Below are 11,936 nucleotides of genomic sequence, written 5' to 3'. Positions count from 1 at the left end.
ACCCGCAGTTGGGCGCGCGTGGCGTTGGTGGCGCGGATGATGTTTGAATGGCTGCATCTAGGGAGGACGTCGGATGCGTGCTTGTTGGCTTGTCCTGGGAGTGCTGCTGTTGGGGGGATGCTCCTGCAAGGAGCCGCCATTGCCGATGGCGGATGTTGCCGATATCGACCGTATCGAGATCAGGTACGAACACACTGGCTGGGACGTCATCAACGAGACGTTCGTTCTTGTTCCCGTCCGGCGAGGTGGTGGATTCCACCTGCAGGGGCACTATGAGAGCACCGCTGGCGGTGTCCGTGCCGGGGAGTGGCCGGTGACGTCGACGGCAGTGGCGCAACTGTTGGCCGCCTTGCAGGAGCGCCCGTGGCAACGCGAACGTGCCATGCGCGAGATCGCAGGCGGAGTGCGGCGCAGCGAGCTCATTCCCGCTACGTTCTGGACCACCTGGCCGCCACTGGCCTGCGATGCCGATGAGCTGCGTGCATTGGCGCGCAGCCGGTTGCGCGGTCGCAGCGTGCGGGATGAGGTGGATGCCTACTATGGCACCGGGATGCGCTGGACCGATGACGACCCCTACGTCCAGCTGCGCATCCTCCATCGCCAGGGCCGCGAGCAGCGTTGGCACTCGACCGCACAGCACGCCATGTTGGTGCCGTGGGTCGCTGGCGACTACGCGCCGATGGAAGCGCCGGACAGGCAGAACTGGTCGTTGTCGGTCAGCCGCACGCTGCGCGCGCTCGTGCCGGTTGATGCCCATCTCCATGCGCGGCTGGACGGCTTGCCGTCGATGCGTGCCCGGCTGCAGGACTACACGCGGTACGCCGCGGCGAGGGAATGCGAAAGGCTGCGCCCACGCTGAGGCGGGGCGCCGGTCGACGGCACTCGACGCTGCTGGCATTTTTCGCCATGCTCGCTTCGCCAGCGGGGGGCTGGGGCAGCGAACGGAAGGTTCGATATGCGGTTATGGATGCGCGTGTTGTTCGTGCTGATGGCAGGTATGCCAGTTGCCGGTGCGGCAACCCTGGACGTGGAGCCGTTCGTCAGGCAGGACATGTACCAGTGGGTGAAGATCTCGCCCGACGGCTTGCATTACGCGGTGACCGCGCCGCTGGAGGATCGCACCGCGCTGCTGATCCTGCGCCGTTCCGACAACGCCTTCACCGCGCGCATCTCCGGGGACGCCAACTCGGTGGTGGATGACTTCTGGTGGGCGAACAACGAACGCGTGGTCATCTCCATGGCACGCCGGCAGGGCTCGCGTGATACTCCGGTGGCCATTGGCGAGCTGTACGCAGTGAACGTGGACGGCAAGCAGAGCATGCTGCTGGCCAGCCCTTACGGGGTCAACGAGAGGGCGGGGATCGTCTCTGAATACAAGTCCACCTTCGATCAATCGGTATACATGCTGGACCCATTGGCAGACGATGCGCGCAATGTGCTGGTATCGGCGATGCCGGTGGCGAGCGATCCATTCATCCGCATCGAGAAGCTGGATATCTACAACCGGCACCGGGCCCGCATCGCGGATGTGCCGGTCCGGCGTGCGGACTTCAAGACAGACGCTTCCGGCGAGGTGCGATTCGCGGTAGGTGCCAACACCGACAACGTGTCCAAGCTGTACTACCGCGACGCGCGCGGGCAGGAATGGCGGCTGATCAATGACGAGGGCAGCAGCGGGCACCGGCGCCACCCATTGGGCTTCAGCGCCGACGGCACGCTGGCCTACCTGCAGGTGGAGCGCAAGGCCGGTCCGGACGCGATTGTTTCCTGGAACCCGGCCACGGGTGAGGAAGTGGAACTGTTGCGCGATGCAGTCGTGGACCCGTACCGGATCCTGTATGACCTCGACGGCCGCACGCCGGTGGGCGCGTCGTACATGCGCGAACGGGTCGACAACCGCTTCTTCGACGAGAACGGTCGCGCGGCACGGTTGTACCGCAGCCTGGAGAAGTCTTTCAGTGGCGATGCGATCCGCTTGACCTCGGCCACTGCCGATGGCCGGCTGGTGCTGCTGTACGTGTGGAGCGACCGCAACAACGGCGACTACTTCCTGTTCGATACGCAGGAGCGCAAGGCCAACCGGATCTTCAGTCGCCGCGAGTGGTTCATCCCGGACCAGATGCCGGCCACACGGTATGTGAGTTTCAAGGCACGCGACGGCATGACGCTGCACGGGTACCTCACCGAGCCCAGGGGCGCGGTGGCGGGGGCAAAGCCGATGGTGTTGCTGCCGCACGGCGGACCTTATGGTGTGTTTGACGGCTGGGAGTTCGATGACGATACGCAGCTGCTGGCGGCCGCCGGGTATGCAGTGCTGCGCGTGAACTATCGAGGCTCGGGCAACTATGGCCGTGCCTTTACCGATGCCGGCGTGCGCGAGTGGGGCGGACGCATGCAGGATGACCTGGCCGATGCCACCCGCTGGGCCGTTGCACAGGGCATCGCCCCGGCCGATCGGATCTGCATCTACGGCGCAAGCTACGGGGGATACGCTGCGTTGATGGGCGCTGTGCGCGACCCGGAGCTGTACCGGTGTGCGGTGGGGTATGTCGGCGTCTATGACCTGGAGTTGATGCACAGCGATGCATCCTCGCGCAGCCGTTCCGGGCGTACGTGGGCCGCCGAATGGCTGGGCGAGCGCAATACGCTGGCGGCACGCTCGCCCAGCCGCCTCGCCGAACAGATCAAGGTGCCGGTCTTCCTTGCGGCCGGCGGCAGGGATGAGCGTGCACCGGTGGAACATACCGAACGCATGGAGAAGGCGCTCAAGCGTGCCGGCGTGCCGGTGGAGACGCTCTACTACCCGAACGAGGGGCACGGCTTCTACACGCAGCCGCATCGCCGTGCGTACTACCAGCGCCTGCTGGCCTTCCTTGCACGTCATCTCGGTGGAGCGACGGCCAGCGCGCAGTAGGCGGCAACGGCTGCGAAGGCGGATGCTCGACTCCGCCTTCGCTTTTCCCTACCATGCCGGCACCAGCAAGCCACCCACGCTTCATGCAGCGGGACCTGCCGTCCGACGACGGCCCAGCGAGCCAGGACACCCTTCGTGCCCGACCAAAGGACGCTCGCATGCACTCTCATTCCCTCTTCCGTTCCGCCGCCCTCGCGCTGGCGGTTTCCTTCGCGTTGGCTGTGCCGTTGGCAATGGCCACCGGCAATGCGCCGGCCGCTGCCGATGGCGCGCCTGCCGGCGTGCAGCGCCAGGCCGTGGCCAAGGGCCTGTACGAGCTGGCCTACAGCCCTTCGCAACAGGCGCTGTTCGTCGCCTCCTCCGGCGGCTTCGGTGACGATGCCGGGCCGGCACAGGTACTGCGCCTGGACCCGCGCACGCTCGCCGTGCAGGCCCGCATCCCGCTGGAGCGCAAGGCTTTCGGCGTGGTGCTGGACGACAGCAACCACCGCCTGTACGTCGGTAACACCGTGGACACCTCGGTGACCGTGGTCGACACCGCGCAGGGCATGGCCATCGGCACCGTGCAGCTGATGGAGAAGGTAACCGGCAGTGACGGCAAGCCCCGTTACAGCCACGACCTGCGCGAGTTGGTGGTCGATGCGCCCAACCATCGCCTGTATGTCACCGGGCATTCGCAGGAAGGCAGCGTGCTGTTCGTGGTCGACACCCAATCGCTGACGCTGCTGGACACCATTGCCGGGTTGGGTAACGCCAAGGCCCCGGGGCTGGCCCTGGATGCCGCCGGAAAGCGCGTGTACACCTCGAACCTGCGCGGTGAAGTGGTCACCGTCGGCACTGACAGCGGCAAGGTCGAGCAACGCTTCAGGATCAGCGCCGAGCAGCCGATGAACATTGCCCTGGACCCCGGCAGCGAGCGCCTGTTCGTCACCGACCAGGGGCTGGAGATGATCCGCGCCTACCAGGGCAAGAGCATCGATGGCTTCGTCTCGCGCCACCCCGGCCAGCGCGTGCTGGTGCTGGACCGCCGTACCGGGCGGGAACTGGCGAGCATCCCGACCGATGCCGGTCCGCTCGGCATCCTGCTCGATGCAGCGCGCAAGCGCCTGTACGTGACCAACCGGGAAGCCGGGACGGTCACCGCCTATGACAGCGACAGCTATCGCCCGGTGGGCAGCTGGTCCGTGCCGACCCATCCGAACAGCCTGGCGCTGGATGCACGCAACAACGTGTTGTACGTGAGCATCAAGAACGGCGAGGGTGATCCCAAGGGCGGCGAGGAAAGCGTGGCCCGCATCGAACTGGGCAGCTGACCGCGACGGCGGCGGCAGGCCGCCGCCCGGCAGGAAGCGATCGCTGCCGGGCGGCTGCCGCGGTGAGCGGCCAGAGATGCCGTGGGGACTGCGTCAGTGGCCGGCGCTTGCGTCACCAATGATCAGCGCACTGCTGTCCACGCTCTGCACGCCATCAATCCGGCGCGCGGTGGCGACCGCGCGGTCGGCCTGCTCCTGCGTGGGAACATGGCCACTGAGCATGACCGTGCCGCGCTGGGTTTCCACGCGGATATCCATGCCTGGCACATCGGCGGCGGTGACCAGCGCCGCCTTTACCTTGGTGGTGATCCAGGCATCGCTGGGCGGCTTCTCGGTGGCAGGAGCCATCTGCGGCGGCGGGCCTTCCTGCATCGTCTGCGTGGCGGTGGCCACCGGTGCGCAGGTGGGGACGGCTGCCACGGCGAGGATCAACAACCAGCTAGGGTGACGTTTCATGGACGTACCTCCGGCCTTGTGGGGATGAACGCGGGCCCTGCAAGGACCCGATCACATCCTGCGCCCGCTCGGGTTAATGGACTGCACCGGTTGTGCAAGCAGAAGGTGAGCGTCGGCCATTCAAGTTGATGGGCCGGCGCTGAACGCCGTGCACACCCGTGGTGTTGAATGCGCGCATGCAACGGTACCTGCACATGCCGATTACGGGCGGCTGCGCAGTCTGGACACCGGCAGGCCACCACCGTGCCTGCAGGAGCAGCGACCATGACCCGTGGCGACAAGAGTGCCTATACCGACAAGCAGAAGCGGCAGGCCGAGCACATCGAACAAAGCGAGCGCAAGGAGGGGCGTTCGAAGAAGGATGCCGAACGCATCGCCTGGGCGACGGTGAACAAGCACGATGGCGGCGGCAAGCGCTCCGGCTCCGGCCGTGCGCACCACGCATCCCACCACCGGTGAATCCCCGCCGCAGGAGCGCCATCAGGCGCGAAGCCGATACCGGTTGCCAAGCTGGGTGCGTACGGAGAATCGACCGGCTTCGCGACCAACGCCGTTCCAGCGCGACTATGCCGAGAACCGTCTGCGATCGCGCTCGGCGCTCATGCGGTGGGTGCCGGATACCTCGAGGCCCTGCGTCTTGATGTCCTGCATGAACACCCACTCGCCGGTGATGCGTTGCGGGCGGATGTCGATCATCGCGTAGCCGCGCCGCGAGGTATCGCACCAGTCCAGCTCCGGATTGCTTTCGATGAAGATGCGGGCGACGTCACGCGGATCCACGACCACGCTGCCTTCGATGCCGCCCGAGGTGACGGCCTGCACGGCGAACTCGATGCCCGCGGGGCGGCCGTCCTCCTGCAGCGAGTAGGCCCAGGCGTTGTGACTGTCACCGGACAGCATCACCAGGTTGGCGTCCGCCTGCTGGGCTGCACGCAGCAGGCGCGAGCGTGCGGCGGGGTAACCGTCCCAGCGGTCCATCCACATCGGCAGGCCGAGCCGCGCCGCGCGCACGTAGTCGGTGAACGCCTGCACGGTGCGTGCGCTGGCATCCGGGCGCAGCCAGTCCACGGTTTTGGCAGGCATCACGGTGCGACCGAGGATGGTGCCCATGCCGACCAGTTGCCAGATGCTCTGGCTCGCGTTCTGGCGAAGCGCACGGTACAGCCAGCTTTCCTGCTCCAGGCCGAGCATGGTGGCCGACGGGTCCTGCCATGGACCATCACGGAAGGCTTCCAGCGCGGCCTGGCTGCCGGACGCGAAGGCGCTTTCGATGTCGGCCTGGCGGGTGCGCCCGAGCAGGCGCGATTCGGTGCGGTACAAGGTGGCGAGCGCGCCGATGGGATAGGCCTTCCACGGCTCGTCTGAAATCGGCAGCCATTCGCGATACGCCTGCATGCCCGCGGCCTTGCGCATGCTCCAGTCGCCTTCGGTAGCCGGTTGGTGGTTCCCTGCGCCGCCCTCCCAGCTGTCGTTGGTGATCTCGTGGTCGTCCCACACCGCCACCATCGGCGCCATCTGGTGCAGCTTCTGCAGGTCGGGGTCGGCGCGGTAGCAGGCCAGGCGCATGCGGTAGTCCAGCAGCGAGACCATTTCATGGTCATGCGCGGGCAGCACCTGGCGTTCGGGGATGCGGTCATGCGGCTTGTAGGACGCGAGGCCGTACTCGTAGATGTAGTCGCCCACGTGCAGCCACAGGTCCATGTCCTGGCGCTGGGCTGCGTGTGCATACGCGTTGAACCAGCCCATCGGCAGGTTGGAGCAGGAGAACAGGCCCAGCCTGAAGCTGGCGACCTCCCCGACCGGCAGGGTGCGGGTGCGGCCCACCGGCGAGTGGCTGCCGTCCGGCGCGATGAACCGGTAGTAATAGGTGGTGCCGGGCTGCAGCCCGTCGATGGTGAGCTTGGCGGTCCAGTCGCGATAGGCGCCGGTGCGCACCATGGCGCCCCCGACGACGCGGGTGAACGCCTCGTCCAGGGCCATCTCCGCCTGCAGGCGGACCTCGTCCGTGTTGCGCGCAGGGACGTAGCGCGTCCACAGCAGCATGGAATCGGGTGCCGGCTCGCCGCTGGCCACGTTGTGGGTGAAACCCCTGGCATTCATCACCTCGGTGGCGAGCAGCTTGCCGCCCGGCAGCAGCAGCGCGCCCAGGCCCAGGCCGGCGCCGATGATCAGGCGACGACGGTCGATGTTGAGGGTCATTGCGAAGGTTCCTGGAGGGCGCTGGAGGAAGCGGGAAGGACGTGGATGCCGATGCCTGCCTGCCCCGGCCCTCCCCCGCAGGCGGGGAAGGGCGGTGTGCAGGGCGACGGCGGGCTCAGAACCGGCCGCGGATGCCGAAGTTCCACATCGAGCCGTAGACCGTGTACATCTGCACGCGGCTGGCCACGTTGGAATAGATCACTTCCGGCTCGTTGAAGATGTTGCGGCCGGCCAGCATCACGTCGATGTTGTCGGTGAGCTTGTAGGTGGCGCTGATGTTCCACAGCTCGCGCGAGGCACGGTACAGGATGCCGTTGTTGGCGGTGGTCGGCGTGTTGCTCAGCGCGCTGACGCGGTGGCTGGACTGGTAGTTGCCGTTGATCTGGAAATCGAAGCGGCCGTAGTTGTAGCGCACGCCCCAGTTGGCCGCCTCCTTGGGCAGATTCTGGCGCGGGCCGTCCGGGTTCACGTGGGTCAGCGAGCCGTACAGGCTCAGGCCCTTGAGGGCGCCCGGCAGGAAGGTCAGCTGCTGGTTGTACTCCAGCACCATGCCCTCGTTGGTACTGGTGCCCGGCAGGTTCTGCGCACTGCGGAAGGTGTAGCCCTCGTAGTCGCCGGGATTGAAGCCGACGTCCTGCGGGTCCACCGTGATGCCGGTGACCTGCATGTCCTTCATGTCCAGCTTGTAGTAGGACAGGCCGAGCATGCCCGACGGCTCCAGGTAGTACTGCAGGCTGGCGTAGTACTTGGTGGAGTGCTCGGGCTTGAGCTGCGCGTTCGGCACGGTGACGATCATCGTGTCGTCGTTGACCGAGACCACGCCGCCGAGGTTGCCGTAGTCCGGGCGCAGGATGGACTGGCTGAAGGAGACCTGGCCGACCAGCTTGTCGGTGAAGTCGTACTTGACGCCGCCGCTGAAGAAGAAGTCGTCGTACTTGCCGCGGCGGGTGGTGTAGCGGCCGTTGTTGTACTGGAACATCAGGCCTTCGACCGTGTTGGGATCCAGGCCGGCGGCCTTGACCTCGCTGAGCGGGCGCACGTCGGCGATGCGCGCGGCGGTGCGGGTCTGCTCGTAGCGCAGGCCAAGGTCGATGCGCGCGTCGCCGATACGGGTCTCGGCCTCGAGGTAGGCCGCGTTCACCTCTTCCTGGATGCGCTTGTTGTTGTCCAGCTCGCGTTTGAGGTTGCCGACCACGTCCGGGGCGAAGTACTCCGGGTGCTCCTTGAAGATGTCGTACATCGCGTAGTTGCTGTCCGCGCGCCAGCCCTGCTGGTTCATGTTGCCCGCGCCGGTACCGATGATGGCGAAGTCGTAGTCACCGGTCCACGGGATCTGCGACGCCGGGTCGGTCTGGCTGCCGTTCGGGCCGATGTACTTGTACTGCTTGTAGGCGCCTTCGTTGGTGCGCCAGTCATTGCTGCGCGTGCCCAACCCGCCCATCAGGGTGAGCGGGTTGTCGTAGAAGGTGAGGTGGCGCTTGAGGTCGAGGTTGACGCCATGCTGGTCGTTGAGCGCGTCCGATTCGGCGGTGCGGATGTTGTAGCCGATGTCGGCGTCGCGGTTGAAACTCTCCGGGTCACCCCATGGGCGTCCGGCGGTCTGGTTGAGGATCCATTCGTGCGAGCTCTCCGACGGACGGTCCAGGGTGAAGCCGATCCCGGTCAGCCAGCTGTCGGTGCGCTGGAAGAAGCCCTTGCTGTTGTCGCGGAAGTTGAACTCGGCACCGGAATAGCTGCCACGCAGCACCACTTCCCAGTCCTCGCCCTTGTACTCCAGCTTGGGCGCGACCAGGAAGGCCGGCGTGCCCGCATAGCGATGCGAGTACTGCGTATGCAGGCGGGTGTTGGTGCCGTTCGGGTTGACCACGATGTGGTTGGGCGTGGAGCCGGACGCGGCCTCGGACTTGGTCGGGGTGCCGAAGATCAGGTAGGTGTACTGGTTGAAGTACTCCACGTCGTACATCGAATAGGTGCTGCGCAGCGAGGCAACCAGGTCATCGGTGATCTGGTAGTCCAGGCTGAGGTTGGCCGCGGTGCGGCTGGTCATCTTCGGGCCTGGGCGCCACATCACGCGGTACGGCATCGCGCTGCCGTCGGCCTTGTAGGCGTAGTCGGTCTGGATGCGGTCCTGCTGCACGTAGTTGGCGTTGTAGCTGGTGTTGAACTCCACGCCCAGGCGGCCATCCATGAACACGTCGCCGAAGCCGAACTGGCCGGACGGGTAGATCGTGGAGTGCTTCCTGTCATCCGGGAAGTACTTGCCCGACCAGGTGGAGTCGGAGGTACCCACCGCGCCCAGCTGGAACACGATGTCGCGCTTGGTGCGCTGGAAGGCGTACTTGCTGCGCAGGTTGATGTTGCCGCCCGGTGCGTCGGCGTCCATCGATGCGGTGAGCGTGTTGTTCAACTCGATCGACTCGATGCCGGTGATGGACATCTGCTCGAACGAGTTCTGCCGGCCCGAGTTGTTGTTCGAGGTGGCCGTGGCCATGCGCGCGCCATCGGTGGTGAAGGTGGAGTACTTGGGGTCCAGGCCGCCGATGCGCACGGCGGTGGCGTCCACTTCGGTGTAATCCAGCGACAGGCCCGGCATGGATTTCATGAATTCACCGACGTCACCCATGGTCAGCGCGCCGTAGTTGTCGGCGGCGACCACGTTCTTGGCGTTCATCGCGGCGCGGCGCTCCATGATGGCGCTGGCCTGGCCGTCACGCGAGGCGGTGACCTTGATCATGTCCAGGTCGGTCGCTGCACCGCTGCCGGCCGCGTACGACGGTGCCTGCAACGCCACCTCCAGCGCGTTGGCCTTGCCGGCCTCGATGCGCACCGTGCTGCGCGATTCCTGTAGGCCGGTGTACCGGACCAGCACCGTGACCTCGCCGGCCGGAATGCCGGTCAGCTGGAAGTGTCCGCCTTCCTGCGAGTAGGTGACGCTGCGGCTGCCTTCGATGCGCACTTCGGCGTTTCGCACGTAATCGCCGGTGGCGGTGTTGAGCACGCGGCCACGCAGGCTGCCGGTGCCCACGTCCTGCACGATGGCCTCGGCCGACTGCTGTGCATGCGCAACCGGGCAAACGCTGAGCGCAGCCATGATGGCGCTGACCAGCGCCGACTTCCTGAGTTCGAACATGTTTCCATCCGGAGAAGTGTGGGAGTACCGCACACAGCTGAGCGTCCGCCGTGCAAGCGGCGCGAAGGTTACGTCCGGACAATTACAGAACCTTTACGTTTCACCGCCGCAGTCGGTGCGGTATGAAGGTGCTTTTTGTTGTGTGTGATCGCTGACGCAGCATTTCCCGCAGCCTCAGGCCAATTCCGCACGGACAGCAACGGTGGGAGCGGCCTCGGCGGTGAAGCCCACGGTGGATGACGTGCATCGATTGCCGACGTTCCTGCAATGGCAGGCGCACGCACGGGCAGACATGCCGCGCGCGTCGCGGCCTGGGCCGCTCCTAGCGGAGGTCGGCGTCGACCGGTAGGAACGGTTGGTGTGCGTCGCCGGTCCAGCGCATCAGGCGCAGATCCGCGCTCTGCTTTCCATCGATGCGCGCGTCCGTGGCCAGGTAGAACAGGCCGTCCCCCAGTGGCTGCAGGCCGACATCGCTCTTCTGGTTCCAGCCCCGCACGCCGCTGGCCGTGTCGTGCAGGCCCATGTCGGCCAGCGGCAACAACAGGCCCTTCTGCCACTGCCCGGCGCGTTGGCCGGCGACGCCGCGCAGGTCAGCCCGGACCGGGGCGCTGCGTGCATCGACCGCGAACATCAGGTAGTTCGGGAACTGTGGCTTGTTGCCGGCATAAACGCCCATCAACCAGCGGTGGCCGTGGTCGTCGTACGCCAGGTTCTGCACGCCATAGCGGGTATTGCCGGTGCGCACGAAGTACTTGCCGTCGACGGTGGCCGGGCCGCTGTGGTGCGGCGCCGCTTCGGTGAGCGGGCGCGCGAGAGCATCCCATTGCGCGGTGTCGTACTGCAGCAGCACCTGGTGATCGTTGTCGCTGCGCGCGGCGTTGCCGTAGATGCCGTAGGCGACGGTGAGCAGGCGCGGTCCGTCGGCCCGGCCGAAGCGGGGGCCGAACGAGACGCCATCGATGCCCGAGCAGCCATAGCGGTGGTCGGGTGATTCGGCCTCCCTGCCGCGGTACCTGCCGTCATCGCCTTCGAAGCGCCCATCGCCGTTGACGTCGGCGGTGTAGTCCGCCACCACCTCCGGCAGGTAGACGGTGCGCAGCATGTCGCTTTCCGAGGCGCGGATGCCCACCCGGTCGATGCGCGATACGTCGATCATCGCGATGTAGAAGGCGTTGTCCTTCTTGTACTCCAGCGATCCGTAGACCTTGCCATCGGCGGGGTTGAAGTCCAGGTCGCCCAGGTGGCCGGTCCAGCCGACCAGCGTGCCCACCAGGTTGCCCTTGAAGTCATAGCGCGCCAGCAGGTTGGTGAAGGAGTAGTAGATGTAGCCGTTGGCGCGGTCCACGGCGATGCCCTGCACGTGTCCGGACTCCCATTGCCCGCCGTGGTGTGCCACGGGCAGCACCGGCGGTGTCGTGGAAGGCGCGGCCAGGGCGGTGAAGCTGATGCCGACGGCGAGCAGGGTCAGCAGCGGGGTGCGGATCTTCATGGCGTGCGAGGCGGTCCGGAAGCAACCGAGGAGCATCGAGCGCGGGCGTGACCCGGTGATGACAGGCAAAAAGAAAGCCCGGCTGCGCAGGGCAGGCCGGGCCATCGGAGACGCGGGGGCGAAGGGCTCAGCCTTCGTCTTCTTCCTCGTCCTCTTCTTCCTCGTCTTCCTCCTCCTCTTCCTCGTCTTCGAAGGCATCGAGCTCTTCGACACGGGCGAAGTGGGGCAGGGTGTCGGCCAGGCTGATCAGCTTGCCGTTGGCCACCATCGGCCGCACCGCACGCTTGCCGGCTTCTTCCACGACGGCGAAGCAGACCAGCGACTGCGCGCTTTCATCGCCGTTTTCCTCGAATACCGCGACCCAGCCGTTGGCGGGAATGATCTGGATGATGTTGTCTTGCATGGGTGGAGTGTTGGCCGAAGGGAGCGCAGAGC

9 protein-coding genes are annotated in these 11,936 nt (G+C 66.3%); 4 read left to right on the top strand and 5 right to left on the bottom strand.

Going from position 1 to position 11,936, the window contains the following annotated elements:
• Window positions 1–145: 145 nt before the first annotated feature.
• The 3 genes from IB227_RS06915 (at window position 146) to IB227_RS06905 (ending at window position 4,227) form a co-directional block, all read left to right on the top strand.
• Window positions 146–859, top strand: a complete 714-nt coding sequence (locus tag IB227_RS06915; RefSeq protein WP_192286758.1) for a hypothetical protein — start codon at window positions 146–148, stop codon at window positions 857–859.
• 96 nt (window positions 860–955) lie between these two features.
• A complete protein-coding gene (locus IB227_RS06910) occupies window positions 956–2,914 on the top strand; it encodes a S9 family peptidase (protein ID WP_192286757.1) in 1,959 nt (652 codons plus the stop codon).
• 158 nt (window positions 2,915–3,072) lie between these two features.
• Window positions 3,073–4,227: a YncE family protein gene (locus IB227_RS06905; protein WP_192286756.1), complete on the top strand. Its 1,155-nt coding sequence runs from the start codon at window positions 3,073–3,075 to the stop codon at window positions 4,225–4,227.
• Between the two features lie 93 nt (window positions 4,228–4,320).
• Here IB227_RS06905 and IB227_RS06900 read toward each other — a convergent pair whose 3' ends face one another.
• Complete coding sequence (locus tag IB227_RS06900) at window positions 4,321–4,683, bottom strand: BON domain-containing protein (RefSeq protein ID WP_192286755.1); 363 nt, start codon at window positions 4,681–4,683, stop codon at window positions 4,321–4,323.
• A gap of 264 nt (window positions 4,684–4,947) precedes the next feature.
• On the opposite strand from IB227_RS06900, the gene IB227_RS06895 reads away from it, so the two are divergent.
• A complete protein-coding gene (locus IB227_RS06895) occupies window positions 4,948–5,142 on the top strand; it encodes a hypothetical protein (protein WP_132865090.1) in 195 nt (64 codons plus the stop codon).
• Window positions 5,143–5,247: 105 nt separating this feature from the next.
• Here IB227_RS06895 and IB227_RS06890 read toward each other — a convergent pair whose 3' ends face one another.
• From IB227_RS06890 to IB227_RS06875, 4 genes are all read right to left on the bottom strand, one after another.
• A complete protein-coding gene (locus IB227_RS06890) occupies window positions 5,248–6,882 on the bottom strand; it encodes an alkaline phosphatase D family protein (protein ID WP_192286754.1) in 1,635 nt (544 codons plus the stop codon).
• A 115-nt stretch (window positions 6,883–6,997) separates the two neighbouring features.
• Window positions 6,998–10,012: a TonB-dependent receptor gene (locus tag IB227_RS06885; protein WP_192286753.1), complete on the bottom strand. Its 3,015-nt coding sequence runs from the start codon at window positions 10,010–10,012 to the stop codon at window positions 6,998–7,000.
• A gap of 322 nt (window positions 10,013–10,334) precedes the next feature.
• Window positions 10,335–11,501, bottom strand: coding sequence for a hypothetical protein (locus tag IB227_RS06880; RefSeq protein WP_225591611.1), 1,167 nt, complete (start codon window positions 11,499–11,501; stop codon window positions 10,335–10,337).
• A 127-nt stretch (window positions 11,502–11,628) separates the two neighbouring features.
• Window positions 11,629–11,904 (bottom strand): hypothetical protein, encoded by a 276-nt coding sequence (locus IB227_RS06875; RefSeq protein ID WP_192286752.1) that lies wholly within the window; start codon window positions 11,902–11,904, stop codon window positions 11,629–11,631.
• Between the last annotated feature and the right edge of the window lie 32 nt (window positions 11,905–11,936).

Source organism: Stenotrophomonas sp. STM01 (assembly GCF_014852135.1).
GTDB classification, from domain to species: domain Bacteria; phylum Pseudomonadota; class Gammaproteobacteria; order Xanthomonadales; family Xanthomonadaceae; genus Stenotrophomonas; species Stenotrophomonas capsici.
Note: the sequence above shows the minus strand (reverse complement) of the source record. Positions and strands in the feature narration are given on the sequence as shown.

Excerpts from the sequence above, each read along its gene's own strand:
- IB227_RS06880 (WP_225591611.1), bottom strand. The coding sequence starts at position 11,501 with ATGAAGATCCGCACCCCGCTGCTGACCCTGCTCGCCGTCGGCATCAGC.
- IB227_RS06915 (WP_192286758.1), top strand. The coding sequence starts at position 146 with ATGGCGGATGTTGCCGATATCGACCGTATCGAGATCAGGTACGAACAC.
- IB227_RS06875 (WP_192286752.1), bottom strand. The coding sequence starts at position 11,904 with ATGCAAGACAACATCATCCAGATCATTCCCGCCAACGGCTGGGTCGCG.
- IB227_RS06905 (WP_192286756.1), top strand. The coding sequence starts at position 3,073 with ATGCACTCTCATTCCCTCTTCCGTTCCGCCGCCCTCGCGCTGGCGGTT.
- IB227_RS06910 (WP_192286757.1), top strand. The coding sequence starts at position 956 with ATGCGGTTATGGATGCGCGTGTTGTTCGTGCTGATGGCAGGTATGCCA.
- IB227_RS06900 (WP_192286755.1), bottom strand. The coding sequence starts at position 4,683 with ATGAAACGTCACCCTAGCTGGTTGTTGATCCTCGCCGTGGCAGCCGTC.
- IB227_RS06895 (WP_132865090.1), top strand. The coding sequence starts at position 4,948 with ATGACCCGTGGCGACAAGAGTGCCTATACCGACAAGCAGAAGCGGCAG.
- IB227_RS06885 (WP_192286753.1), bottom strand. The coding sequence starts at position 10,012 with ATGTTCGAACTCAGGAAGTCGGCGCTGGTCAGCGCCATCATGGCTGCG.
- IB227_RS06890 (WP_192286754.1), bottom strand. The coding sequence starts at position 6,882 with ATGACCCTCAACATCGACCGTCGTCGCCTGATCATCGGCGCCGGCCTG.